The sequence below is a fragment of the Mycobacterium nebraskense genome, assembly GCF_002102255.1.
Taxonomy (GTDB): Bacteria; Actinomycetota; Actinomycetes; order Mycobacteriales; family Mycobacteriaceae; genus Mycobacterium; species Mycobacterium nebraskense.
Window position 1 is genome coordinate 34,901 of record NZ_LQPH01000016.1, and the last position, 24,123, is coordinate 59,023.

Genomic DNA, 24,123 nt, shown 5'->3' on the forward strand with positions numbered 1-24,123 from the left:
CCATCAGACCCCGGCCCAGCTCTCCAGGAAGGCGGCGGTCACCCGGGCGGCGTTGTTCGCCGCGATCCGCTTGTAGCAGAAGAACTGAAACGGAAAGCCCGGCAGGTGAAGCGGATCGCCCGGCCCGTCGGTGATGCCCCGGATGCCCAGGAAGGGAACATCGTGCGCGTCGGCCACGGTCTGCGCCGCCGCGGTCTCCATGTCCGTCGCATCGAAGGCCGGGTCCGACGTCGAGACGATGTTCAGGTTGCTGATCAGGGCGCTTCTCAGCCAGCGGCCCGCCGCGTGCCGGAAGTTGCCGGCGTACCGGAAGGACCGATCGGGCGCGCTGCGGGGCTGGCAGCCGAACACGTCACCGCCGTTCGGGATGCAGGGGAACGCCACGCCGTTGTTGTTGTCCCAACTACAACCGTCGCCGCCGACGACGACTTGCGGCCGACGGCGCAGATCGATCCTCCGAACGACGCTTTCCAGTGCGACAGAGAGCTTCTCGGCTGTGGCCAGCATGGCAGGATGAACCGGGCGAAACGTGCTGCCGTTATCCAGTGTCCAGCGCGCCGGTACGGCCACATCCGCGATGCTGGTGCGCCCCGCCCCACCCGCGACGCCCGAAAACACCACCGCGCCAACTGCGAATCGCGCGAAGGCGGCCTCGGTGGCGTCGACGGCGTTCACCAGGCCGATGCCGGTCATCGCCACGATCACCTTCTTGCCGGCGATCGAGCCGAGATAGGAGTGCCGACGGTCGGCGACCACCACCGGATCGGGATCGAGCGTGGTGCGGGCCAGCACCGCGTCGGCTTCGGCCGGGAAGGCGGACAACACCAGCGTGCGCCGTTCGCCGCGACCCGCATCACCACCCACCGCCCCAGTAAACGCCACCACGACGCCGGCCGGGGCGGGCTGCGGCGCACCTTTGCTGATTCCGGCCCCTCGACGGGTGGCCAACGGCTAGTCTCAGCGGCGTTGCAGCCAAACCGGGGGCGCGGCCCACGGAGGAGTCACGCTCATGCTCGAAGTGATCGAAAGAACGCCGGGCCGCGAATCCCGTAAGCCGCCGGTGCTATTCGTCCACGGCGCGTGGCACGGCGCCTGGTGCTGGGACGAGCACTTCCTGGACTTCTTCGCGGACAAGGGCCACCGAGCGTTGGCTCTGAGCCTTCGGGGTCATGGAAAGAGCCCGGCGCCCAAGTCGATGCGGTTCTGCTCAATCGCGGACTTCGTTGCCGACGTCTCCACGGTTTCCGACGGGCTGCCCGAACGACCGATAATCGTCGGACACTCCATGGGCGGCTTCGTGGTGCAGAAATACTTGGAGTCACACGACGCTGCCGCCGCTGTGCTGCTCGCCTCCGTACCCCCGAACGGAATCCTGGGATTCCTGGCGCGCAGGTTCAAGCGACACCCGTGGTACACCGCCAGCGGACTGGCCATGACCAAATCATTGCGCGGTGTCGGTGCCACACCGGAATTGGCCCGCGAAACCTTCTTCTCGCCGTCGCACTCCGAAGCCGAGGTGGCGCGCTATACCGCCGAACTCGACGAAGAGTACGCGCTGAAGATCGCGATCGACATGTTGTGGCTCAACCTACCCAAACCCCACCTCATCACCACCACCCCACTTTTGGTGCTGGGAGCAGAAGACGACGTATGTTTCACCGCACAGGAAGTCCGGGCCACCGCGGCCGCCTACGACACCGACGCGGAATTCTTCCCTAAGATGAGCCACGACATGATGCTCGACCCTGGGTGGCTCGCCGTCGCCGAACGAATCCACGCGTGGCTCGAAATATGCGTGCCCGCACGTTGACTGCGCCATGACGGGCCGGCTCGACGGCAAGGTCGCGATCATCACCGGGGCGAGCACCGGCCTCGGACCCGTGCTGGGCTCGCTGTTCGTCCGGGAAGGCGCCAAGGTGTTGCTGGCCGCGCGACGCGAAGAGCTGGTTCGCGCTGCCGCCAAAGCGGCCGGCCCCGGAGCCATCGCGATGCGCGCGGACGTGACCGACGAGCATGACGTCGCGGCCATGGTGGCGCGAGCCGTCGACGAATTCGGCCAAGTCGACATCTTGTGCAACAACGCCGCGGCGCCGGGACAGGACCGCTGGATCTGGGAGCAGACCCTGGACAACTGGAACGCCACGATCGCGATCGACGTCACCGCGGCGATGTTGTGCACCCGGGAAGTGCTCAACCAGTCGATGTTGGCCCGCCGTCGTGGCGTCATCCTCAACTTCTCTTCCACGGCAGGCTATTCCGGCATCGTCCGCAAGAGCCACTACGTCACCGCCAAGGCTTCCCTTCGGGCGTTCACCAAGACAGTCGCGCTGGAGGTCGGCCCGTACGGTATCCGGTGCAACTGCATCGTGCCCGGATCCATCGACACCGAGCTGTGGCGTCAATGGGTGCAACGCACCGCTGACGAGCAGGAGGTCGACTTCGCCACCCAGCGCGCCAAATCCCTCAAAAGCGTTGCTTTACAGGATATTTCCACGCCCGACGATGTCGCCAACTTGGCGTTGTTTTTGGCCAGCGACGAAAGCCGGACCATCACCGGCCAATCGATCCCCGTCGACGCCGGAGGGTACATGCAGGGATGAGCACCGTTCGATTCTCGGTGGCCACACCCGTGGTGACGATGTTTCCAAAGACCAGCGGCGACTGGGAGAAACACGCCTCCATCGAGGACCTGGCGCGGATCGCCGAAGCCGCGGATCGGCTCGGCTACCACCACCTGACCTGCAGCGAACACATCGCGCTGCCCGCGGCCGAGACGCACCGTCGCGGCGCCCGCTATTGGGATCCGCTGGCCACCTTCGGCTACCTGGCCGCACGCACCCAACGAATTCGGTTGGCCACCAACGTGCTCGTACTCGGATACCACCATCCGCTCGAGATCGCCAAGCGTTACGGCACGCTGGACAAGGTCAGCAACGGCAGGCTCATCCTCGGGGTCGGCGTCGGCAGCCTCAAAGAAGAGTTCGACCTCATCGGCGCACCCTTCGACAACCGCGGACCGCGAGGCGACGACGCCCTGAAGGCGCTGCGCGCCTCGCTGTCCGTGCCCGAACCCGCCTACCACGGCGAGTTCTATTCGTTCGACGGCATGGTCGTCGACCCGTGCGCGGTGCAGGAACATGTCCCGATCTGGGTCGGCGGCCGCACGCTGCGGTCGCTGCGCCGCGCCGCGACCCTGGCCGACGGCTGGGCGCCCTTCAACGTGGGCCTGAGCGAAGCGCGAGAGTGGTTGAACCGCTTCGATCTGCGGCCCGGTTTCGAGATTGTCTTACCACCACGGGCAGCACTGGACCCGATCGACGAGCCGGAGCGGACCCGCGATGCCGTCGGCGAGGCCGCCGCGCACGGCGCCACCATCGTGCCCGCCGTCGTCAAGCACACCTCACTGCAGCATTATCTGGACAACCTGCAGGCGCTCGCCGAGCTGCACTCCCCCGGGGGTGCCGCGTGATACGGGTCAGGGCAGGCATATTCAGCCTCACCGCGACCGCGCCGGCAGACGACGACGGCAGCTACCTGCGTTGGCACCTGCTGGATCACATGCCGGAGCAATATCAATTGCCGGGCATCGTGCACGGGCTGCGCTGGATCGCCGACGGCGACTATCCCGGGCATCGCCTGGCCGGCCATGGCCCGCTGGGTGAAGTCGGCAATGTGGTGCACTACCTGGTCAGTGACCCGGTCGAGGAAACGTTCGACGACTTCGTCGCGCTCGGCCGAGCGCTGCGCGAGAACGGGCGGTTTCCCGTGGTCCGGCCGTCTCTGCAAGTGTCCGGCCTGCGCTTGCTGCAGTGGGAATCTTCGCCGCACGCGTTCATTTCCGCCGAGGTGGTGCCGTTTCGGCCGAACCGCGGCATCGTGCTGATCGTCGAGGAGCCCATTGACGGACGCCGCCCGGACGAGTGGCTGCAATGGCTGCATGCCGAACACCATCCGGCGCTGCTCGCCGTGCCGGGCACGGCCGGGGCGTGGACATTCGGTTCGAGCGCCGGCTGGAGCCACCTGCCGCGCGGCTGGCAAACGGACCGCCAGTACATCACCGTGATCTACCTGGACGACGACCCGCTGACCACCACCGACGCCCTGGCCCCGGTCATCGAAGAGCGGTGGCGATCGGCCGCCGTGCGGCCACTGTTTGCCGGACCGCTGCGCAGCATGGTGAATTGGGAAGCCTGGCGGTAAACCCTGCGGTCGGCTGGTCGCCAGCGGAATGAGACCTTTCCGAAACGAATGTGACCTATAGTCCTCGCTGGCAAAGGAGGTGAGATGACAAATCGGTGCATCCTGGCGGCCGCAGCGATCGTGCTTGCGGCGGGTCTGTCCGGCTGTTCCGGCAAGGGCGGTCAGCCGGCGTCCACGCCGAGTTCGAGTCCTGTTTCCGTAACCACCACCACCGTCATGATCGACGGGAACAAACACACCATGACCGCGGGGGTTGACTGCACCAGTTCGGCGGCGCAACCGAACGCGTCGCCCCCGGAATCGGGGGACCTCACCACCCGCATCAGCGTGCGCGACGATACGGCGTCGGTGTCACTGACCCTTTCGGACGAGAAACCGCCCATGGTCGACGGATTCGCGATCTCGCTCACGCTGGCCACCGGCCAGTACCAACTGCCCTATCAGGCGACCAAGTCGGCAACCCAGGTCCAAGCGACCAAGCAGGGTAAGAGTTACACGGTGACCGGGACGGGCCAAGCGACTACTCCCGGCCAAACCGGCACGCGCCCGGTGACTTTCGGGGTGCACGTCACCTGCCCGTGAGTCAACGGAGGATGGTGCCGCCGTCGATGTTGATGACTTGGCCGTTGATCCAGGCGCCCTCCTCGGAGCACAGAAACGCGACCAGTGCCGCGATGTCCTCCGGCTCTCCTACGCGCGTCCCGCGGATGCGCTTCAGCGCGCCTGCTTGCAGGTCCGGCCATTGCGGTGCGGAGCGAATCGCGTCGGTCGCGGTGAATCCCGGCGCGACGGCGTTGCACCGGATGCCTTCCTTTCCCCACCGAGACGCGACGTGCCTTGTGAGCGCGCCGATTCCGGCCTTCGCGGTGGCATAGGCCGGTCGAGCGGGCTCCCCCTGGAAGGCTGCCGCCGAGGACATGTTGACGATCGCCCCGCCGCCGCGATCCGACATCCTCGGGATGGCGTACTTCATGGCGGCCAGATATCCACGAAGGTTCACCGCCATCACGCGATCCCAGGTGTCGAAGTCGATATCCACCACATCGGTGTCGACACGGATGGTGCTCATGTCCGCGCCCACGTTGAACATCAGATCGACTCCGCCGTAAGTGGTGACGGCGGCATCGATCAGGTCGGCAACCGATTCGGGATCCGACAGGTCGAAAGCGAAGTGCGCCGCCGTACCACCCGCAGCCAAGATGCGCGCGGCCGTCTGCTGCGCGGCGTCGGCGGCGATGTCGCCGACGACCACCCGGCAGCCTTCCTCGCCGAGCCGAGCGGCCGTCGCTGCACCGATGCCCGTGGCACCGCCGACGACGACCGCGACCTTTTCGGCCAGACCGCGCAGCCCCATGCCGCCCTCCTAAGGAGTATTGACTTGACCTCTACAGTTCTAGAGGGTTGCGGGCGAGAAGGAAACCTCGAAGGCACACCGCAAACCGCTAGGAGCGAGTCATGAAGGTGGCAATGGTGACGGGCTCGGGCAAGGCCGAGGTCGTCGACGCCGACCGCCCCCAGATCGGCCCTCACGACGTGCTCGTCCGGATGCGCGCCTGCGGAATCTGCGGTTCCGACGCGTTCTACATCGCCATCGGCGGCGTCCCCCCTCGTCAGGGTCGCATGCCACTCGGGCACGAGCCGGCCGGGGAAATCGTCGAGGTCGGCGCCGACGTGTCCGGGCTCGCGGTCGGTGACCACGTGGTGATCAACCCTATGGCCGCCGCCAGCGGGATCATCGGAAACGGCGGGGCCACTGGGGCACTCGGCGATTACCTGCTGATCGAGAACGCCGTCCGGGGAACCAGCCTGGAGGTCATCCCCGACCACGTTCCGTGGGAAGTCGCCGCGCTCAACGAGCCGATGGCCGTCGCGCGCCACGGCGTCAACCGCTGCAAACCCAAACCGTCGGACAAAGTTGTGGTGTTCGGTGCCGGCCCGATCGGGCTGGGCGCGACGCTGGCCTTCAAATCCGTTGGGGTCAGCCATGTGGTGGTCGCGGACCTGATCCCGTCCCGCCTGGAAAAGGCGCTGCAGATCGGCGCCGACGCCGTCATCAACTCCTCCGACGAGGACGTCGTCCAGCGCCTGATCGAACTGCACGGCGAGGGCGACGCCACGATCCCTCGGTTCCCCGGCGCGCCGGGCACCGACATCTACCTCGACGCCGCGGGCGCGCCCGCCGTCGTCGACACCGCGCTGGCCGCAGCCAAGAAGGGGGCCACCCTCGCAATCGTCGGGGTCCACAAGCAACCGGTCCCCGTCGAATTCGTCAACGTGATGAGCAATGAGATCAGCATCATCGGCTGCATGGGCTACCCCGACGAAATCTTCCAGGTCACCGACGATCTCGCGGCGAACTGGCAGAAATACGCGCTCATCGTCAGCCATACCATCCCGTTCGAAAACCTCGGCAAAGCGCTCGAACTGGCCAGCACCCCCGGTGCCGCGGACAAGGTCGTCGTCACCTTCCGGTAGGCGCGTGGTTGTCTACCGTGACCGCCTCTGCGATGCTGGCAGCTTGAACGTCTTCGCGGAGTGGCAAACCGGCGGTACGGAACTTCGTTGGCGGTCAACGACCGCCGCCAACGATACGCAGGAAATCGCGGTGTTCAGCCGCCGCTGCGGCACACCGGGCGCACCCGCCTTGGTGCTCGTGCACGGCTTCCCGACGTCGAGCATCGACTATTACGCCCTTGCGCGTGAACTGGGCTCCGAGTTCGACATCTACCTGCTGGACTTCCCGGGCTACGGCCTATCCGACAAACCCGCTGAGCCTTATGTGTATTCGCTCTACGACGACGCGCGCCTGCTCGTCTACGCCATCACCCAGGTGTGGAACCTGACCGAATACCGCATGCTCACCCATGACCGCGGCAGCAGCGTCGGCATGATCGCGCTGGAGATGCTCGCGGCGCTGGATCCGCCCGCCGCGCCCGTCGACCTCATCGTGACCAACGCCAACATCTACCTGCCGTTGTCCAACCTCACCGCATTTCAGACCGCGCTGCTCGATCCCGCAACCGGCCGGCCCACCGCGGAGGCGACGACACCGGAACTGCTGGCCGCCGGCCTGGGAGCCAGCACCTTCATGCCCCGGCGAACACTGGACGACCCGGAGATCGCCGCGTTGGTGAAGTGCTTCGCCCACAACGACGGAATCCGCGTGCTCCCAGATGTCATCCAATATCTCCACGAGCGCGCCGCGGACGAAACAGGTTGGCTGGAAGCGCTTTCCAAGAGCACGGTCAACACCACCGTGGTGTGGGGGTTGCACGACAACGTCGCTCCGCTACGCGTCCCAAACCATGTGTGGCAGACGTACCTGAAGACCAAGCCCGGCCACAACCGCTACTGGGTGGTGCCCGCAGCCGACCACTATGTCCAGTGCGACGCCCCCGGACAACTGGCCCAGATCGTGCGACTCACGGCCCAGGGCGCTCACATTCCGCTGCAGACGCTCGGCAACCAGCCCGACGGCGCGGTGCTGGTGGACCAGAGCGGGTCCTAGCCGCGCCGAGCGTGACGCTGGCGTGACGCTCGGCGCCGAACGTCACGCCAGCGTGACGCTTGAGCCCGCGCTTCAGCCGGTGATGACCGGCAGGCGCGCCCACCCGCGCACGCTCGCGGTGTGCGCGCGCTCGGCGTTGGCGTAGTCGACCTCCCAGTCGGGCCAGCGTTTGAGGACCTCTTCGAGGGCAACGCGACCTTCCATGCGGGCCAGCGCCGAGCCGAGGCAGAAGTGCAAGCCCTGCCCGAAGCTCAGGTGGCCACCTTGGCGGTGGATGTCGTAGCGGTCTGGATCGTCGAAGTGGCGATCGTCGCGGTTGGCAGAACCGTTGAGCAGCAACATGTATGAGCCCTCGGGCACGACGTGGCCGTAGAGTTCGGCGTCCTGGGCAACGTACCGGGCCTGCACCGGCGACGGCGGCTCGTAGCGCAGTGTCTCCTCGACGGCCCCGGGGATCAGGGACGGGTCGGCGACGAGTTCGCGGCGCTGATCCGGGTGATCCGAAAGCAACTGTCCCATGTAACCGATGAGCCGGGCCGTGGTCTCGTTCCCGGCACCCGCGATCATCGCGGTATAGGCCAGCACCTCGGTCCGTGACAAGGGCCGCCGCGTGCCGTCGGGTTCGTCGATCTCGGCCCGCAGCAGGTCGGTCATCAGGTCATCGGACGGGTGATCAGCCCGCCATTCGATGTACTCGGCGAACACAACGATGCTCTCCTCGAACAGCTTCGCATTGACCTCAGCGGGGTCGCGATCCTTGGATAACTCGATGTAAGAACCGCCGCGATCCCGAATCTTGGCCTGATCCTCCTCGGGAATGCCCAACAGGTAGCCGATGGTTCGCATCGGCATCATCGCCCCAAGATCGGCGATGAAATCGAAACCGCCGGCACCGATCAGCGGATCCAACTCTCGGACACAGAAGCCGCGCACCAGTTCCTCCACGGCCAGCATGCGCCGCGGCGTGAAGACCCGGGACAGCAGACGGCGGTGCAGGTCGTGCAGCGGCGGGTCCTCGAACAACAGAATGCCCGGCGGCACTTCGATATTGGCGAACAAGATGTCGGCCGTGGTTCCACGGCCGGATCGGTAGGTCTGCCAGTTCGGCAGTTCGCGCGCCACGTCCTCATACCGGCTCAGCGCGTAGAAGTTGTACTTCTCGTTGTAGTACAGCGGCGCTTCTTCGCGCATGCGCTTCCATACGGGGTATGGGTTGTCGTCGATGTCGGAGTCAAACGGGTCGTAGTACAAGTCGATCGTGCTGGTGCCTGCCGTGTCCATGGTCAGTCAGTCCCTTCGCTCAGTCATTTCGGTGTAGGAAGCCGTGCAGGATTGCCTGGGTGAGTTCCTCGACGATCACCGCTCTCGACGGCGGCCTGGTGCCGAAGTAGGTGGAACGCAACGCGGCCATGCCGGCGATCATCGCCACCGTCGAGTGAGCGGGCAGGTCGGGATGGTCCGACCGCAGACCCCGCAGGTGCATGCCCTCCGCGCTGATCTGACCGAGCGCCGTGATCGCCTGCCTGACCTCCGCGATGCCGGCGTCGGACTTTTCATCCTCGCTCAGCGCCTCCGACGCCATCAGCGTCAACAGCAGACCCTGGTGTTCGACAAACACGTCGTAGAGCTGCCCGACAAACTGTCGCGCCAGCTCCTTCTCGTCGGTCTCCTCGGGGACCACCGCCTGCCAAGTCTGGCGAAACTCGTCGACGAAGTCGGTGAAAGGCAGCACGAGCGCCTCGCGGAAGAGCGCCGCCTTCGAACCGAAGTGGCGAAACAACAGATGCTCGGTAACGCCCGCGGCCTGGGCGATTTCACGCGTCGTCGTGCTGCGGTAGTCCTGGCGGGCGAAGCGGGCCCGGGCGGTGTCGAGCAGAAGCTTGCGCGGGGCGCCACGGGGTCGGCGGTTCGCCGGGGCCGGCGCTTCTGCCGCGCCAGGCTTCGTGGTGGATGGCCGCTGGGGCACAGTTTCGCTCCTCGCCCGATGGTTGACTGCCTTTAGGATAGTGTGCACTATCTAATGAGTCGAGCTCGTATTGGAAGGGGTGCGACCGTGGGCGCCGTCATCATGCTGGGCACGCTGTTCGGACTGATCGTCCTGATATTCGGGCTGGTGCTGCGCTTTGACCCGCAGGCACGCCGAGCTCCGGAAGATGACCAATGAGCGCCCAGATGACACCCGTGATGGAGGCGGCGAGCGATTTCGCGCTCGTCGGGGGCATCGCGTTCACCGCACTGGGCGTATACCTGAGCGTTCGCCAGCGCCGCCTGCATCCACTCCTGCTGCTGTGCGTCTCGGCGATGTCGTTTTCGTGGATCGAGGCACCCTACGACTGGGCGATGTACGCGCAGTTCCCGTCGGCAATCCCCCGCATGCCGTCGTGGTGGCCGCTGAACATGACATGGGGCGGGTTGCCTTTGTTCGTTCCCGTCGGCTACATCTCCTACTTCGTGCTGCCCGCCGTGACGGGCACGGCGCTCGGGCGATGGCTGAGCGCACGGTTCGGGTGGCGCAGGCCCCCAACGTTGTTGGTGGTCGGTCTCATCGTCGGCTTCTGCTGGGCGCTGTTCTTCAACGGGTTCCTGGGCGCCAAGCTGGGCGTGTTCTATTACGGCCGGGTGATTCCCGGGCTCGCGATCCGCGAGGGGACCGTGCACCAGTACCCGCTTTATGACTCCCTCGCGATGGCCATCCAGATGATGGTTTTCACGTATCTGCTGGGCCGCACCGACGAGCAAGGACGAAACATCATCGAGATGTGGGCCGAGAATAGGTCGAAGAGCCGCGTCGCCGCATCGCTGCTGTCCGTCGCCGCTGTGGTCGTCATCGGAAACACGCTCTACAGCGCCGTTTTCGCGCCCCACCTCGTGACGAAGCTGGGTGGGTGGGTGACCACCGGGCCGCCCGGTCAGCTGTTCCCCGGCGTACCCGACCAACCCAAGTAGGAGTTGCGCCCAACGTCGAGTTGTTGGACAGAAATGGGCTAATTCAGCTAAACAACTCGACGTTCGGCATGTCGCCGTATGAAGTAGGGAGGCCCAATGAGCTACGAGAGCAGCGCCGAGCCGATCAAGATCGGCTATCTGATGGACCTCCTGTTGCCCGAGGGCCTGCCCAAGACCTATTTCGAGGACCTGACCCAACCCTTCGACCTGATCTTCAAACAGGGCGTCGAGCAAGGGCTGATCGACCGGCCGATCGAAATCCTCTACCGCGAGGTGGAGGGCCTGCCCAAGGGATCGGTCAAGGCGGTCATTGACGCCTATGGCGAACTGTGTGACGAAGGATGCCTGGCGGTCTTCGGTCCGAACATCGGCGACAACGCGATCCCCACCCGGGAAGCGATCGAGGAGCGCTTCAAAGTTCCGTGCATCAGCGTGACGGGATCCGATGCCGCGCTGGGCGAATGGTTCTTCTCATACCCCATGGGATCGCACACCGACGAACCGATCTTCTGGTCGGACCTGCTGGCCAAGGGCCGCCACACCGAAGTCGGCGTGCTCGTCGAGCAATCCCTGGTGGGCGAGGCCTACCTGAAGAACTTCCGGGAAGCCTGCAGGCGCAAGGGTATTCGCATCGTGGCCGAGGCCTCCATCGCACAGACGGCCGGTGACGTGACGGCCGCCGTCAACGCGCTGCACGAAGCCAAAGCACAGGCCATCGTGCACTGCGGCTTCGGCTTCGGGATAGTGTTTGTCAACCCGACACTGGAGGCGTTGGGGTGGGATCCGCCCCGGTTCTGCGGCACCGCCTTCCAGAACGCCTGGCTCAACCCCATCATGTGGAACGCGTTCATGGGGTGGACCGGGGTCGACCAATACGACGAAGGCAATCTGGTCGGGCAGAAGTTTCTAGACGAATACCACCAGGCCTACGGCCGGCGGCCGGAATGGTGTGTCCCCGTGGTCAACAGGGACGTGGCATGCACCCTGTTGCGGGCGCTCGCCGACGCCCACCCGCTGAGCCCGCGGGGCGTCAAGGAGGCGCTCGAACGCGTCAAGATGATGCCGGCCGCGTCCGGTGCCCCCGGAACGCGGGTGTCGTTCGGCAACTGGACCCGCCGGGCGTGGATGGGTGCGGGCTATCTAGTGGCGCGCCGACTCGACGCCGACGGCGTCAACTCCCATCTGGTGGCTCGTTTCGGCGAGGAATAGCAGTCACCCGAGAGCCTCGGGCAGCACAACTTCACCCACGCGCTTGAGATACGGCCACGCGACGTCCGGTGGCAGCCCGCCACACAAGGGCGACAGGTTGAGCACCTGGCCATTGCGGACTCGCGAAACCGCTTCTGGCACAGAGATAATGATGTGCGAACCGGGCGTGGCGCGCAGCTCGTCGACGGTGTTCACGTGCGAGAAGCCGGCCGTCGTCTCGTCCCCGGGATTCCACGCGGCATAGGTCCGCACATCGTGCAGCAGATGCTCGCCGATCTCTTTCCAGGCCTGATCCACGTCGTCGGCGACGAAAACGACCGAGGGCGTATCGCGGCTGGGAAACATCGTCGGGCCGGGCTGATGGCCGTGCTCGCGGCAGGCCTCTTCGTAGGCCTCCTGCATTCCTGGTGCGTTGGCGTTGCCCAGCATGCCCAGGCCGTACCTGCCGGCACGACGGGCCGCAGCGACCGTTCCGCCGCCCCACATCAGTCCAGGCCCGCCGGAAGTCAGCGGGCGCGGCGTCACAGTGATCCGCCGTCCGTCTTCGACGACGGTTTCACCGGCGAGCAGTTGCCGTAACAGCGCAAGTTTCTCGTCACAGAGGCGGCCCCGGGTCTTGATCGGCACGCCGAAGTGCTCGAACTCCTCGGGCCGGTAGCCCAAAGCCAGGATGTACGACGCCCGCCCGTTGCTGATGATGTCGAGGACCGCCATGTCCTCGGCAAGACGCACGGTTTCGTAGAACGGAAGGATCAGGATGAGGCTCAGCGCCAGACGCTGCGTTCGCGCGGCCACCGCCGAGGCCAGCAAAAACGGTGACGGCAGGTAGCCGTCCTCGGACCCGTGGTGCTCACACAGCACGGCGGCCAGACCGCCGTGTTCCTCGGCCCAGGCGCACATTTCGGGTGCCGCGGCGTACAGATCGGTTGGGGGCGCGGCCCATTCAGGATCGCGCATGTCGAAGCGCAGGGTGTACACGGCAAACTCCTAGCCAGGCTAATCTTTGTTGGACGTACGCTACGTGGATTTCGAGATCTGCGTCAACGTTCAGTCGAAGACGTGCCGAGGCAGAGTCGTGGGGATGTCCAGCGAGCTCAGCAAGCCCGGGGGCGCCTCGACGACATACGGGATCGCATTGACGACGCGCATCGCCGTGCATGTCATCGCGGCACGCCCCGCCGCATGGCCTGCGGCCTCACCCAACGTCAGCACGCAGTGGATGTCGGGATCGCCTTCGATGTCGACCCGATAGGTCGCGTCGGAGTCCGAGGTCGGCCAGTCCGGCGCGACATCGCGCGCCATCCGGATCACGTGCTCGATGACGATGGCTTCCTGCCCATTGACCACCCCCGCCGCCCGGGTGCGCACCGCACCGCAGGTGCCCGCCTTGATGGTGCCGAACGCCACCTCGATGTCGTGATCGGTCAACTCGCGGTCGAGCGACCCGCGCACCTCCTCCACCTCAACCCCGAGGCCCTCCGCCATCAGGTATATCGGTGCCTTCCAGGCCATTTCGATGAACCCGGGTGTTTTCAGCATGGGCTCGAAATCCAGCGGCCGGCCGAAACCCATGCCGTCCATCATCACGTCGGCCACCGGGTAGTGGTCGTTGAGCGCGACCTCGCTCGCGGTGATCCGGCGGATGCTCTTGGACTGCGTCGTCATGAGCAACGCGAGCTGATCGGAGGCGAATCCGGGAAAGATGCCCGATACGTAGAACGACGCGCCGCCGGACTTGGCCGCCGCCTCCAGCTCGTCACGCCAGTTGGGCGCGAAGTACGACGGCGGGTACACGAGGCTCGTCGACGACGTCGACACGACATTGATGCCGGCCCCCAGCAGCCGCAGGTAGTCGGGCACCGCGGCCCCGTCACGCTCGGGGCCGCTTGCCGCGTACACCACGCAGTCGGGCGCCAAGGACATCAGCGCATCGGCGTCGTTGGTGGCCGCCACGCCCAGTGGTTCGCCGCCGGCCAACTCGCCGGCATCCTTACCGACCTTCTCCGGCGAATGCACCCAGACCCCAACGAGTTCCAGGTCGGGTCGGCGGGCGATGGCGTCGATCGCGATCGCCCCGACACCCCCGGTGGACCACACGACAGTACGGATAGGCACCAGCATTTCTCCTTAATCAGCGTGGGCCCGCGCGGCGGCCGCCGCCGCGCGTTCCAGGTACGGCCACGCAACATCGGGCGCGAGGCCACCACAGAGGGGGTGCAGCGGCAGCGGCCGGCCGCCGCGCACGTAGTCGGTCGCCTCGTCCGAGGTCAAAACGCGGTACGGGCCGCCGCCCTCTTCGCGCAACGCTGCCACGCTGTCGGCGCGGGTGATGCTGGCGACGGAATCGTCATGGGGTCGGTATGACGCCGCCATCACCGCATCGTGCAACAGATGGGGTCCGAGCACATGCCACGCCTCGTCAAGATTATCGGCGACGAAAACCGCTGTCGGGACGCCGCCGACGGGAAACTGAACCATTCCGGGTTCATGCCCATGAGCGCGGCACTGCGCTTCGTAGAACTCCTTCAGGCCCGGCCACTCCGTTTGGGAGACGAACCCAAGGCCGTAGCGTCCGGCCCGTCGGGCGGCGGCCTTGCTGCCGCCGGCGATCAGCATCATCGGCCCACCGGGTGACCCGCACGCCGGCGTGACACGGATTGTGCGGCCGTGATATTCGACGGGCTCACCGCACACCAGCGGCCGGAGCACGGCCAGGATTTCGTCGGCCGCGCGGCCGCGGGTGGCCATGTCGACGCCGAAGTGGTCGTACTCCTCGCGTCGATGTCCGACACCGAATGCGTAAGACACCCGTCCCCGGCTGATCAGGTCGAGCACGCTCATCTCTTCGGCAAGCCGGACGGGATCCCACAACGGAATCGGCACCGCGGCAAGGAGGATCGCCAACGTGTGTGTCCTGGCCGCGATCGCCGAGGCCAACGTCAGCGGCGCGGGCAGGTGGCCGTCTTCGGCACCGTGATGCTCGGAGAGAACCGCCAAAACGGCGCCCCGGGTTTCCGCCCACGCACACATATCGATTGCCGCGGCGTACAGATCGGCGGCCGGCCCGGCCCAATCCGGAGCCCGCATGTCGAACCTGAGGGTGAACATCAGCGCCCGCCCACGTCGCCTCTGGGGATTGGGTGAAATGCCCGCACAGCTGCAGACTAACCTAAAATTTGTTCGTTAAGATAGTGCGTGCTTTCTTAACCCTTGACCGCGCGGACTCGCGGCTGTTAGCTTGCAAATCGAACATTAGGTAGTAACAGCCCCTGTCGGCGGCGTAAGGGCAACGGCCGCCTCGTCTTTCATCGCGTTCGCGACGCGCATGCACCTGAGGAGGAACAAGATGACGGCTCATCGCGTGGTGGTGTGGGCGACGGGCGGCATCGGGTCGATCGCCATCCGCACCATTCAGCATCGCCCCAATCTGGAATTGGTCGGCGTATGGGTGCACTCGCCGGAAAAGGACGGCAAGGACGCCGGCGAACTCGCCAACGGCGAACCGATCGGTCTGGCCGCGACCACCGATGCGGACGCACTGATTGCGCTCAAGCCCGACTGCGTCATCTATGCCGCCAGCGGGCCCGAGCGCGACGCGCTGGCCATCCCGGATTACGTCAGGCTGCTCGAGGCCGGCATCAACGTCGTCACGACGAGCACCACCCGACTGGTCAACCCGCACGCCTACGAACCGGCCGAGTGGCGCGACCAACTGGTCGCCGCGGCCAAGCAGGGGCAGGTATCGCTGTACGCGTCGGGCATCGAGCCCGGCTTTGCCGCCGACTACCTGCCGCTGGTGCTGTCCACCCAGTCGTCGTCGATCGAAAAGATCCATGCCTTCGAGATCGGCCTGTACGACGACTACGGGGTCCCGGACATCATGGGCGACGCGCTGGGTTTCGGCCGGCCGCTCGACTACCAACCCTGGATCGGGTTCCCGGGAGCGATCTCCGGCGAATGGCAGGGGCAGATCCGGTTGGTTGCCGATGCACTCGGCGTCGAAGTCCAGGAGGTCCGGGAATATTTCGACCGCGCGGTCACCAACCGGACGCTCGAGGTCGCCATCGGCACCGTCGAGGCCGGAACGTGTGGTGCGCTGCGGATGCGGGCGATCGGCGTGGTCGACGGCCGGGAGGCCATCGTCATCGAGCACGTCACCCGGCTCGCCCACGACGTCGCGCCGGACTGGCCGACCGGGATCGGCGATCTGTCCTACCGCGTCATGATCAGCGGCGACCCCGACATCGATTGCACCCTGGCGGCGACGCTCAAGGATCCGCGCAAGGCCGGAGTCGGTGGAATGACCTCCGGGGCCGGCGCGATGGTCGCCACCGCGATGCGCGTCGTCAACGCCGTGCCGTATGTCGTTGCCGCAGAACCGGGGCTGCTGAGTTCGGTCGACCTACCGCTGACGATTCCAAAGCACGCGTTTGCGACCTAGGCTGCCCTACAATCTGGCCGAGTGACGTTTAACCCACTCGAGGAACTCACGCTCCCCCAACTGCGGCTGCGCACCAGCATGAAGTGGCGCGCGCACGCGGACGACGTGTTGCCGCTCTGGGTCGCGGAGATGGACGTCAACCTGGCGCCGACGGTGGCTGCCGCGCTGCGCCGGGCCATCGACATCGGCGACACCGGATACCCTTGCGGCACCGCATTTGCCGAAGCGGTCAGTGAATTCGCCTCGCGGCGTTGGCAATGGCACGACCTGGAGATCGGCCGCACCGCGATCGTTCCCGACGTCATGCTCGGCGTCGTCGAAATGCTGCGTCTGGTCACCGACCGTGGCGACGCCGTCGTCGTCAACCCACCGGTCTACGCCCCGTTCTACGCGTTCATCTCGCACGACGGCCGCCACGTGATCGAGGCCCCGCTGGACGCCGACGGCCGAATCGACTTGGGCTCATTGGAGGACGCGTTCGCGCGTGCCGGCGCTTCGGGCGGGAAAGTCGCGTATCTATTGTGTAACCCGCACAACCCGACCGGGTCGGTGCACACCGGCGAGGAATTGCGCCAGGTTGCCGAGCTTGCCCGCCGGCTCGGCGTCCGGGTGGTATCGGATGAGATCCACGCGCCCATCGTCTTGCCGGGGGCACGTTTCACCCCGTACCTGACCGTGCCCGGCGCGGAGAACGCCTTCGCCCTGACGTCCGCGTCGAAGGCCTGGAACCTGTCCGGTCTCAAGGCGGCGTTGGCCATCGCCGGCCCCGAGGCGATCGCGGACCTGCACCGGATGCCCGAGGAGGTCAGTCACGGGCCGAGCCACCTGGGCGTCATCGCACACGCGGAAGCGTTCCGAACCGGTGGCGACTGGCTCGACGAGCTGCTGCGCGGCCTGGATCAAAACCGGACGCTGCTCGGCGATCTGATCGCCGAGCACCTGCCGAGGGTGAAATACCAATGGCCGCAAGGGACTTACCTCGCCTGGCTCGATTGCCGGGAGCTCGGGTTCGTCGAGCACGCCGCCGACGGTCTTGCCGTGGTTGCCGACCTGTCCGGGCCCGCCCGGTGGTTCCTGGACCACGCGCGGGTGGCGCTCAGTTCCGGCCACGTCTTCGGAACCGGCGGCGCGGGGCACGTCCGATTGAACTTCGCGACCTCGCGGGCCATCCTCACCGAGGCCGTGTCCCGGATGGGCCGGGCGCTCGCCAATGCCGACTGACCGCAGCAACCCGCGCTAGGCGGGGATCTCCTCGGCGCCGCGGCCCAAGTTGCGGAAGCCCTCGGCGGGCTCCTTGAAGCCAAGGACAAACGGCAGTGAGCTCAACTCCAGCTTGACCGTTGCCCCGAGCCGGCGAAAGAAGCTGGACTCGGCCGGGGCGAGGGACACCTGTGACGTCGCGAGGTCAATGTAGTGCGTCGGCGTTTCCCCGATGTCGTCGAAGATGTGGGTCAGTGGTTTGCACTGCGAGCGCACCGGCTCGTCGAGGCACGCCGCGACGGGATCGGTCATCAGCACGTATTCCACCACTGGCACCAGGTTTTTCAGCATTCGATGCACCAGGATGACGTCGTAGCCCGCGAGCTCTGTGTGACGCTTTACCCGTTGCTCGGCCACCTCGCCCTGGTGGACGACAAATTTCAATGACAGGTTGTCCAATTGCGCGCAACTCGCACACTCGCAGGCAAGGTCCTTTTTGAAGCGCTCACGCCGCGCGATGAATGCCTCCCGCATCCGGGACAGCCGGTCACACACCAGCACTTTGGCGTCGCCGTCGGGCGCCCAAAAGAATGCGGCGTCGCCCTCCAGCTTCGCCAGCTTCAATCCTCTGCCGGCGTCGATCACCGACTCCAGCAGGCCCGCCACCGTCAACTGCGCATGGGCCAGGTGGGTACGGTTCCACTGCATGTAGTGGGTGTAGCCGCTGATGTCGGCAATGATCAGGACCGCGCGCCGAATCGCCATGAGCAACCCAGTTTAATGTCCACTCGACGTCTAGCTCAACGAAATCTCCCACTAGACGAACTCGCGTTGCCGAGAGAGGCTAACAGAGGCGCCCGCCCACCGGAGGAGCTGAATATGCATGTGCTACGAACCCCGGACTCCCGATTCGAAAACCTGGAGGGCTATCCGTTCGTAGCGAACTACGTCGATGTGGCGGCAAGCGACACCCAGCCGCTGCGCATGCACTTCCTCGACGAGGGGCCGGCCGATGGGCCGCCGATCGTGCTGCTGCACGGCGAGCCCACCTGGAGCTACCTCTACCGAACGATGATCCAGCCGCTGGCCGACGCCGGGAACCGCGTGCTCGCGCCCGATCTGATCGGCTTTGGCCGCTCCGACAAGCCCAGCCGGATCGACGATTACACCTACCAGCGGCACGTCGAATGGGTGACCTCCTGGTTCGAACGCCTGCACCTCAAGGACGTGACGCTGTTCGTGCAGGACTGGGGATCGCTGATCGGGCTGCGCATCGCCGCCGAGCAGGGTGACCGCATCGCCCGACTCGTGGTGGCGAACGGTTTCCTGCCCACCGCGGAGCGACCCACCCCACCCGCCTTCTACGCCTGGCGGGCGTTCGCGCGTTACTCCCCTGTCCTGCCCGCCGGGCGCATCGTCTCGGTAGGGACCGTCCGCCGGGTTCCCGGCAGGGTGCGGGCCGGGTATGAGGCCCCGTTTCCCGACAAGACGTATCAGGCCGGGGCCCGCGCCTTCCCGCAACTCGTACCGACCTCACCGGACGATCCGGCGGTCCCCGCCAACAGGGCCGCATGGAAAGCCCTGGGCCAATGGGAGAAACCCTTCCTCGCCATCTTCGGGGCCCGTGACCCCATCCTCGGGCAGGCGGACCGTCCCCTGATCAAGCACATCCCCGGCGCCGCGGGTCAGCCGCACGCCCGCATCCGCGCCAGTCACTTCATCCAAGAAGACTCCGGACCCGAACTGGCCGAACGCATTCTATCCTGGCAGCAGGCGCTCCGCTGACTGTCTCCACACGAAAACCATTGCGACAGCAGGGCTGTCGACGACGAACCGGCGCGGTTGAAAGTTCAGCGCGTGACGGCCAATACGGCTTCGGCCAGCTCGGGCCGGCAGACCACCAGATCCGGCAACTTGGGGTCTGACTGGTTGTAGACCAGGGCGGACCCGTCGATGCGCGAGGTATGCAGACCGGCGGCGCGGGCCACCGCCACCGGGGCGGCTGAGTCCCATTCGAATTGGCCGCCGGCGTGCACGTACACATCGGACAACCCCTGGACGAGCGAAGCCACCTTGGCTCCGGCCGAACCCATTTCCACCAGCACGCCGTCCAGGGCGTCGCGGACGGTCAGGGCGATGGCGGGCGGCCGGGTGCGCGACACCACGATGCGCGGCTTGCCCGGCGCCGCAGGAGGCGAATCGACCTTGGGGGTGGCCAGGGTGATGCCCTGCGCCGGCAGTGCTACCGCCCCGGCAACCAGCTCGCCGGCCTCCCACAGCGCGACGTGCACCGCCCAGTCGTCGCGCCCGAGCTCGGAGAATTCCCGCGTCCCGTCCAGCGGATCCACGATCCACACGCGCTTCGAGCGCAATCGGACCGGATTGTCGATACCCTCCTCGGACAGCACCGCGTCCTCGGGCCGCTCGTCAGCGAGAGCCGACATCAGAAAATCATGAGAACGCTTGTCCCCCGCCGCTTTCCGCTCACTCGCGTCCGCGTCGGCGAACTCTTCCCGGACCGTGAGCAACAGCCGTCCGGCCTCAGTGGCCAACCGCGCGGCCAGTTCGTGGTCATCGGTCAGTTGCAGGGCCATCACAATCCTTAAGTTGGTAGCGTTGACCAACTTTACCCTGCCAACGCAACGCCGACGGGCCCCACCCCGGGACGGAAGTTTCGGTCGTAATCTGGTGAGCGTGAGCGGGGGCAACGTTCCTTTATCTAACCGGTTGCGACGCATTCCACGGGGGCGTTTGATCGCGATCGGCATTGTCTCGGCGATCGCGCTCGGCGGCGTACTCGCCTTTGTGGGGGTGGAGCTGGCCCAGGGCAACCACGGCGCCGGGCCACCTACCGCCCAGCCAGCACCACCGCAGAGCTTCGCCATCCCGGGCTGTTACAACCTGTCCGTTCCGCCGGTCGAGCGCCCGAAGCGGCTCAACGTGCTGGGCTGCGCGAGCGTTGCCGTTGCGCTGCAAGACATGTCGTGGAGCTCGTGGGGGCCGCAGGGTGCCGACGGGACCGGCGCGGCCGTGTTCAAGGTCTGCGACCCGAATTGTGCGGCCGGGTATCAGGTCACCGAGCCGGTCGTCGTCCACGCGTGGAATCCGCAGCCGCCGCGGCGCGAGGCCATCTGCCAGGTCGGCCTGAACATCTTCGCCGACATGGTCCTGTCCTTCCCCAAGGGCGTCCCCCCGCCGAACGTGCAGAAGATGAACACCCAGTACAACGGACAGCCGGCGGTGCACTTCGCCAACTACTCGAGCGGCGACACGCGCGGCACCCAATTCATCGGCTACACGTACTGCAACTAGCGCCGCTAGACCTCGATCACGACGGCGCCACCCTGGCCGCCACCCGCACACATGGCCGCGACGCCGATGCCGCCGCCTCGGCGGGCCAGCTCGTAGGCCAGCGTGGTCACCATGCGCGCACCCGACGCCGCGATGGGGTGGCCGAGGCTGCAGCCGCTGCCGGAGAAGTTCACCTTCTCCTCGTCGATGCCGTACTCCCGGCACGCCGCGATCGGCACGGAGGCGAACGCCTCGTTGATCTCCCACAGCGCCACGTCCCCGACCGACAGGCCGGCCCGCTGCAGCACCTTGCCGATGACCTTGACGGCCCCCAGACCGGTGTCCCGGGGCGCGACACCCGCGGCGGCCCACGCCCGGACGGTGCCCATCACGTTGAGGTTTTCGGCGGCGGCGTACTCGCGGTCGACGAGGGCCACGGCCGCGGCGGCGTCGTTGGTGCCACTGCTGTTGCCCGCCGTGATCGAGAATCCCTCGATCTCCGGGTGCAGCACTTTGAGCCCGGCGAGCTTCTCGACGGTGGTGTCCCGGCGAGGATGCTCGTCGACGGAGAACTCGGTCACCGAACCGTCGAACTGCGTGATCTTCAGCGGGATGATCTCGTCGACGAACTTGCCCGCGTCCATGGCCGCGATGGCGCGCTGATGGGAGCGGGCCGCCCAGGCGTCCATCTCCTCCCGCGTGATGCCGACCGCCTGTGCGGTGTTCCAGCCGACCGTGATCGACATGTCCTTGGCCGGTGCGTCGGGGGTTTCCACGTGGGTCGGCGGCATCCAGCGCTCCTCGAACTTGAGCTCCGGACCGGGAATGCGCCAGTTGGTCAGCGGCGTCATCGACAACGACTGCACCCCGCCGGCGATGAGCACACGCTCCATCCCGGAGCCGATCTGGGCGGCGGCGTTGCCGATGGCGGTCAGGCTGCCCGCGCAGTGCCGGTTCACCGACTGGCCGGGGATGTCCTCCATGCCGGTCGCGGTGGCCGCGTACCGCGCCAAATCCCCGCCGCCGTAGTGCGATTCGGCGAAGATGATGTCGTCGATAGCGGATGGGTCGACGCCGGACCTCCGCACCACCTCCGGAAGCACCGCGGTGATCAGCGTCTCGGGCGGTGTGTTGACGAGCGTGCCCTTGAACGATCGGCCGATCGCCGTGCGAACCGCTCCGACAATGACGGGTGTAGCCATGTTCTCAACCTCGAACGGTCTGGCTGCGTTCGGCAGCGCGGGTGTCAGCAGATGACGCGAATCGTAACAAATACCGTATGGCCAATAGTAAATGGCCTAAGTTCACCTGGAACGGGTGGACGACGAACAGGAGACCGACCGTGAAAACCAAAGGCGCTCTGGTCTGGGAGCTGAACCAACCGTGGTCGGTCGAGGAGATCGAGATCGGCGCCCCCCGCCACGGCGAGGTGACGGTGCAACTCGAGACCGCCGGCCTGTGCCACTCGGACCATCACCTGATGACCGGCGATTTTCCGATTCCGAGCTATCCGGTCCTGGGCGGCCACGAGGGCGCCGGGATCGTCACCGAGGTCGGCGAGAGTGTCGAGAACCTGGCCGTGGGCGATCACGTGGTGATGTCGTTCATCCCCTCGTGCGGCAAATGCACGCCGTGCCAGGTCGGGTTGCGCAATCTGTGCGACCTGGGCATGGGGCTGCTGTCGGGCGCATCGGTGAGCGACGGTTCGTTTCGGGTGACGGCCAAGGGACGCGATGTCATTCCGATGTCGCTGCTGGGGACGTTCGCACCCTATGTGGTGGTGCACCAGACCTCGGTGGTCAAGGTCGACCCGGGCATCCCGTTCGACGTGGCGTGTTTGGTGGGCTGCGGAGTGACCACGGGCTACGGGTCGGCGGTGCGCAGCGCGGCGGTCGAGCCCGGCGACGACGTCGCGGTGATCGGTGTCGGCGGCGTGGGCATCGCCGCGATTCAGGGCGCCCGACTGGCCGGAGCGCGCCGGATCTTCGCGGTCGATCCGTTCGCGTCGCAACGCAAACGGGCGCTGAAGTTCGGCGCGACCGAGGCTTTCGCGGATGTGCCCAGTGCCGCCGGCGCCATCGCCGAGGCCACCTGGGGAACGATGTGCCGCAAGGTGATTGTCACGGTCGGTCACTGCGACGGCGGCGAGGTCGAGGCGTGGCTGGGGTTGACCGCAAAGGGCGGCACCTGCGTGTTGACGGCCATGGGCAACGTGATGGCCACCGACGTCACCCTCAACCTGGCGGGGTTGACGCTGCTGCAGAAAAGCTTGCAGGGCAGCCTGTTTGGCGGCGGCAACCCGCAACACGACATTCCCGCCATTCTGGAGTTGTACAAGCTGGGCCAGCTCAACCTCGACGACATGGTGACGCGCGAGTACACGCTCGAGCAGATCAACGACGGCTACCGCGACATGCTCGAGGGTCGCAACGTCCGCGGCATCATCCGCTACACCGACGCCGACCGCGCGTGACAATGGATCGATGACAACCAAATCAGTCGCCGTGCGTGACACCACCGAGCTGGCCGCCTACCGAGTCGCAGCGATTCTCCTCGGCGTGGGGACGCTGCACTTTGTGGCGCCCAAACCGTTCGACACGATCGTCCCCGCCGAGCTGCCCGGCAGCGCACGGGTCTACACCTACGCGTCGGGGGTGGCCGAGCTGGGCGTCGGGGCGGCGTTGCTGCCACGACGCACCCGGCGCTTGGCCGCGCTCGCGGCGGCCGCATTGTTCATCGGGGTGTTCCCGGCGAACATCAACATGTGCCGGTTGTGGTGGGACAAGCCCTGGCCGATGCGGATCGCCGCGCTGGCCCGGTTGCCACTGCAGATCCCCATGATCACCACCGCACTCAAGATCAGCCGCAACAGCTGACGTCCCGCGTCGTCGTCACTTGCACCACAGCCGTCCCTGCCCGAGGGGATGCCCGGAGTGCCCGCCTCTCAGCGACAATGCGCGCGCGGGGGCTGGCTTCGAGCTTCGTCGCCCGGCTTGTCGCTCAGAGCCGGGCAACTCGTGCATCTCCCGGCGCGGGGACTGGTGTGGCTTCTGTGACCGGTGAGAGGTCGACAGGCTCATCTCGACGCGGCACTCGCCAGTCGCGACACTCGAAATCAACTGCGGGACAAGCAAAGCACACCCCTATACGAGCTGATAGCCTCGCGCTTGTGCCTGAGCTGGCGAAGATTCACATCGGTTTCACCGGGGCAGCGGAAACAATGCTTGCGACCTTGTACGCAAGGGCGTTAGCCTCGATTTTGCATGGTAGTTGGTGTGGGCTGGGTCTGATGCCGAGTTGTGGTGCGGGGTGGTGATTTTCGTGTGGC

General features: G+C 66.3%; 25 protein-coding genes. 15 read left to right on the top strand and 10 right to left on the bottom strand.

What is annotated here, in order from left to right:
* Positions 1-3 precede the first annotated feature (3 nt).
* Positions 4-885 (bottom strand): 5'-methylthioadenosine/S-adenosylhomocysteine nucleosidase family protein, encoded by an 882-nt coding sequence (locus tag AWC17_RS02210; protein WP_082122878.1) that lies wholly within the window; start codon positions 883-885, stop codon positions 4-6.
* 124 nt (positions 886-1,009) lie between these two features.
* On the opposite strand from AWC17_RS02210, the gene AWC17_RS02215 reads away from it, so the two are divergent.
* From AWC17_RS02215 to AWC17_RS02235, 5 genes are all read left to right on the top strand, one after another.
* A complete protein-coding gene (locus AWC17_RS02215; RefSeq protein WP_046182422.1) occupies positions 1,010-1,810 on the top strand; it encodes an alpha/beta hydrolase in 801 nt (266 codons plus the stop codon).
* 7 nt (positions 1,811-1,817) lie between these two features.
* Positions 1,818-2,600, top strand: a complete 783-nt coding sequence (locus tag AWC17_RS02220; protein ID WP_046182423.1) for an SDR family NAD(P)-dependent oxidoreductase — start codon at positions 1,818-1,820, stop codon at positions 2,598-2,600.
* Complete coding sequence (locus tag AWC17_RS02225; protein WP_046182424.1) at positions 2,597-3,469, top strand: LLM class F420-dependent oxidoreductase; 873 nt, start codon at positions 2,597-2,599, stop codon at positions 3,467-3,469. Before AWC17_RS02220 ends, AWC17_RS02225 begins: the two co-directional genes overlap by 4 nt.
* Positions 3,469-4,200: a hypothetical protein gene (locus tag AWC17_RS02230; protein WP_046182450.1), complete on the top strand. Its 732-nt coding sequence runs from the start codon at positions 3,469-3,471 to the stop codon at positions 4,198-4,200. The genes AWC17_RS02225 and AWC17_RS02230 overlap by 1 nt, the downstream gene beginning before the upstream one ends.
* Positions 4,201-4,284: 84 nt before the next feature.
* Positions 4,285-4,782, top strand: coding sequence for a lipoprotein LpqH (locus tag AWC17_RS02235; RefSeq protein WP_046182425.1), 498 nt, complete (start codon positions 4,285-4,287; stop codon positions 4,780-4,782).
* A 1-nt stretch (position 4,783) separates the two neighbouring features.
* On the opposite strand, the gene AWC17_RS02240 is transcribed toward AWC17_RS02235, so the two are convergent.
* On the bottom strand, positions 4,784-5,554 hold the full coding sequence (locus AWC17_RS02240) for an SDR family NAD(P)-dependent oxidoreductase (protein WP_046182426.1): 771 nt from the start codon (positions 5,552-5,554) through the stop codon (positions 4,784-4,786).
* Between the two features lie 101 nt (positions 5,555-5,655).
* On the opposite strand from AWC17_RS02240, the gene AWC17_RS02245 reads away from it, so the two are divergent.
* Together AWC17_RS02245 and AWC17_RS02250 are read left to right on the top strand one after the other, a co-directional pair.
* The gene (locus tag AWC17_RS02245) at positions 5,656-6,675 is read left to right on the top strand and encodes a zinc-dependent alcohol dehydrogenase (RefSeq protein ID WP_046182427.1); all 1,020 of its coding nucleotides are present in this window, start codon (positions 5,656-5,658) and stop codon (positions 6,673-6,675) included.
* A 43-nt stretch (positions 6,676-6,718) separates the two neighbouring features.
* Positions 6,719-7,708, top strand: a complete 990-nt coding sequence (locus tag AWC17_RS02250) for an alpha/beta fold hydrolase (protein ID WP_046182451.1) — start codon at positions 6,719-6,721, stop codon at positions 7,706-7,708.
* 72 nt (positions 7,709-7,780) lie between these two features.
* Here AWC17_RS02250 and AWC17_RS02255 read toward each other — a convergent pair whose 3' ends face one another.
* Positions 7,781-8,989 (bottom strand): cytochrome P450, encoded by a 1,209-nt coding sequence (locus AWC17_RS02255; RefSeq protein WP_046182428.1) that lies wholly within the window; start codon positions 8,987-8,989, stop codon positions 7,781-7,783.
* A gap of 19 nt (positions 8,990-9,008) precedes the next feature.
* On the bottom strand, positions 9,009-9,674 hold the full coding sequence (locus tag AWC17_RS02260; RefSeq protein WP_046182429.1) for a TetR/AcrR family transcriptional regulator: 666 nt from the start codon (positions 9,672-9,674) through the stop codon (positions 9,009-9,011).
* 194 nt (positions 9,675-9,868) lie between these two features.
* Here AWC17_RS02260 and AWC17_RS02265 point away from each other — a divergent pair, with 194 nt between their 5' ends.
* Both AWC17_RS02265 and AWC17_RS02270 read left to right on the top strand, forming a co-directional pair.
* Positions 9,869-10,654, top strand: coding sequence for a spirocyclase AveC family protein (locus AWC17_RS02265; RefSeq protein ID WP_046182430.1), 786 nt, complete (start codon positions 9,869-9,871; stop codon positions 10,652-10,654).
* A 96-nt stretch (positions 10,655-10,750) separates the two neighbouring features.
* Entirely contained in the window at positions 10,751-11,863 is a 1,113-nt protein-coding gene (locus AWC17_RS02270; RefSeq protein WP_046182431.1) for an ABC transporter substrate-binding protein, read from the top strand.
* Positions 11,864-11,866: 3 nt separating this feature from the next.
* Here the strand turns inward: AWC17_RS02270 and AWC17_RS02275 are convergent, their stop codons facing one another.
* From AWC17_RS02275 to AWC17_RS02285, 3 genes are all read right to left on the bottom strand, one after another.
* On the bottom strand, positions 11,867-12,841 hold the full coding sequence (locus tag AWC17_RS02275) for an LLM class flavin-dependent oxidoreductase (protein WP_046182432.1): 975 nt from the start codon (positions 12,839-12,841) through the stop codon (positions 11,867-11,869).
* Positions 12,842-12,910: 69 nt separating this feature from the next.
* Complete coding sequence (locus AWC17_RS02280) at positions 12,911-13,984, bottom strand: NAD(P)H-dependent amine dehydrogenase family protein (RefSeq protein ID WP_046182433.1); 1,074 nt, start codon at positions 13,982-13,984, stop codon at positions 12,911-12,913.
* Between the two features lie 6 nt (positions 13,985-13,990).
* Positions 13,991-14,971, bottom strand: a complete 981-nt coding sequence (locus AWC17_RS02285) for an LLM class flavin-dependent oxidoreductase (protein ID WP_046182434.1) — start codon at positions 14,969-14,971, stop codon at positions 13,991-13,993.
* A gap of 238 nt (positions 14,972-15,209) precedes the next feature.
* On the opposite strand from AWC17_RS02285, the gene AWC17_RS02290 reads away from it, so the two are divergent.
* Together AWC17_RS02290 and AWC17_RS02295 are read left to right on the top strand one after the other, a co-directional pair.
* Entirely contained in the window at positions 15,210-16,304 is a 1,095-nt protein-coding gene (locus tag AWC17_RS02290) for an NAD(P)H-dependent amine dehydrogenase family protein (RefSeq protein WP_046182435.1), read from the top strand.
* A 78-nt stretch (positions 16,305-16,382) separates the two neighbouring features.
* Entirely contained in the window at positions 16,383-17,525 is a 1,143-nt protein-coding gene (locus tag AWC17_RS02295; RefSeq protein WP_276038108.1) for a MalY/PatB family protein, read from the top strand.
* Between the two features lie 15 nt (positions 17,526-17,540).
* Here AWC17_RS02295 and AWC17_RS02300 read toward each other — a convergent pair whose 3' ends face one another.
* Entirely contained in the window at positions 17,541-18,269 is a 729-nt protein-coding gene (locus AWC17_RS02300; protein WP_046182437.1) for a DUF2652 domain-containing protein, read from the bottom strand.
* A gap of 114 nt (positions 18,270-18,383) precedes the next feature.
* Here AWC17_RS02300 and AWC17_RS02305 point away from each other — a divergent pair, with 114 nt between their 5' ends.
* The gene (locus AWC17_RS02305) at positions 18,384-19,289 is read left to right on the top strand and encodes a haloalkane dehalogenase (RefSeq protein ID WP_046182438.1); all 906 of its coding nucleotides are present in this window, start codon (positions 18,384-18,386) and stop codon (positions 19,287-19,289) included.
* A 65-nt stretch (positions 19,290-19,354) separates the two neighbouring features.
* Here the strand turns inward: AWC17_RS02305 and AWC17_RS02310 are convergent, their stop codons facing one another.
* Entirely contained in the window at positions 19,355-20,098 is a 744-nt protein-coding gene (locus AWC17_RS02310) for a 3'(2'),5'-bisphosphate nucleotidase CysQ (protein WP_046182439.1), read from the bottom strand.
* Between the two features lie 133 nt (positions 20,099-20,231).
* Here AWC17_RS02310 and AWC17_RS02315 point away from each other — a divergent pair, with 133 nt between their 5' ends.
* A complete protein-coding gene (locus tag AWC17_RS02315; protein WP_231588367.1) occupies positions 20,232-20,816 on the top strand; it encodes a hypothetical protein in 585 nt (194 codons plus the stop codon).
* A 5-nt stretch (positions 20,817-20,821) separates the two neighbouring features.
* Here the strand turns inward: AWC17_RS02315 and AWC17_RS02320 are convergent, their stop codons facing one another.
* A complete protein-coding gene (locus tag AWC17_RS02320) occupies positions 20,822-21,997 on the bottom strand; it encodes a thiolase family protein (RefSeq protein ID WP_046182441.1) in 1,176 nt (391 codons plus the stop codon).
* A gap of 140 nt (positions 21,998-22,137) precedes the next feature.
* Here AWC17_RS02320 and AWC17_RS02325 point away from each other — a divergent pair, with 140 nt between their 5' ends.
* Together AWC17_RS02325 and AWC17_RS02330 are read left to right on the top strand one after the other, a co-directional pair.
* Positions 22,138-23,268, top strand: coding sequence for an NDMA-dependent alcohol dehydrogenase (locus AWC17_RS02325; protein WP_046182442.1), 1,131 nt, complete (start codon positions 22,138-22,140; stop codon positions 23,266-23,268).
* A 10-nt stretch (positions 23,269-23,278) separates the two neighbouring features.
* Positions 23,279-23,671 carry a DoxX family protein gene (locus AWC17_RS02330; RefSeq protein ID WP_046182443.1) on the top strand — a complete coding sequence of 131 codons (393 nt, stop codon included), beginning with the start codon at positions 23,279-23,281 and terminating at the stop codon, positions 23,669-23,671.
* Positions 23,672-24,123: the final 452 nt, after the last annotated feature.

Excerpts from the sequence above, each read along its gene's own strand:
- AWC17_RS02270 (WP_046182431.1), top strand. The coding sequence starts at position 10,751 with ATGAGCTACGAGAGCAGCGCCGAGCCGATCAAGATCGGCTATCTGATG.
- AWC17_RS02265 (WP_046182430.1), top strand. The coding sequence starts at position 9,869 with ATGAGCGCCCAGATGACACCCGTGATGGAGGCGGCGAGCGATTTCGCG.
- AWC17_RS02330 (WP_046182443.1), top strand. The coding sequence starts at position 23,279 with ATGACAACCAAATCAGTCGCCGTGCGTGACACCACCGAGCTGGCCGCC.
- AWC17_RS02220 (WP_046182423.1), top strand. The coding sequence starts at position 1,818 with ATGACGGGCCGGCTCGACGGCAAGGTCGCGATCATCACCGGGGCGAGC.
- AWC17_RS02305 (WP_046182438.1), top strand. The coding sequence starts at position 18,384 with ATGCATGTGCTACGAACCCCGGACTCCCGATTCGAAAACCTGGAGGGC.
- AWC17_RS02320 (WP_046182441.1), bottom strand. The coding sequence starts at position 21,997 with ATGGCTACACCCGTCATTGTCGGAGCGGTTCGCACGGCGATCGGCCGA.
- AWC17_RS02300 (WP_046182437.1), bottom strand. The coding sequence starts at position 18,269 with ATGGCGATTCGGCGCGCGGTCCTGATCATTGCCGACATCAGCGGCTAC.
- AWC17_RS02295 (WP_276038108.1), top strand. The coding sequence starts at position 16,383 with ATGAAGTGGCGCGCGCACGCGGACGACGTGTTGCCGCTCTGGGTCGCG.
- AWC17_RS02235 (WP_046182425.1), top strand. The coding sequence starts at position 4,285 with ATGACAAATCGGTGCATCCTGGCGGCCGCAGCGATCGTGCTTGCGGCG.
- AWC17_RS02285 (WP_046182434.1), bottom strand. The coding sequence starts at position 14,971 with ATGTTCACCCTCAGGTTCGACATGCGGGCTCCGGATTGGGCCGGGCCG.
- AWC17_RS02225 (WP_046182424.1), top strand. The coding sequence starts at position 2,597 with ATGAGCACCGTTCGATTCTCGGTGGCCACACCCGTGGTGACGATGTTT.
- AWC17_RS02240 (WP_046182426.1), bottom strand. The coding sequence starts at position 5,554 with ATGGGGCTGCGCGGTCTGGCCGAAAAGGTCGCGGTCGTCGTCGGCGGT.
- AWC17_RS02280 (WP_046182433.1), bottom strand. The coding sequence starts at position 13,984 with ATGCTGGTGCCTATCCGTACTGTCGTGTGGTCCACCGGGGGTGTCGGG.
- AWC17_RS02245 (WP_046182427.1), top strand. The coding sequence starts at position 5,656 with ATGAAGGTGGCAATGGTGACGGGCTCGGGCAAGGCCGAGGTCGTCGAC.
- AWC17_RS02255 (WP_046182428.1), bottom strand. The coding sequence starts at position 8,989 with ATGGACACGGCAGGCACCAGCACGATCGACTTGTACTACGACCCGTTT.
- AWC17_RS02310 (WP_046182439.1), bottom strand. The coding sequence starts at position 20,098 with ATGGCCCTGCAACTGACCGATGACCACGAACTGGCCGCGCGGTTGGCC.
- AWC17_RS02215 (WP_046182422.1), top strand. The coding sequence starts at position 1,010 with ATGCTCGAAGTGATCGAAAGAACGCCGGGCCGCGAATCCCGTAAGCCG.
- AWC17_RS02290 (WP_046182435.1), top strand. The coding sequence starts at position 15,210 with ATGACGGCTCATCGCGTGGTGGTGTGGGCGACGGGCGGCATCGGGTCG.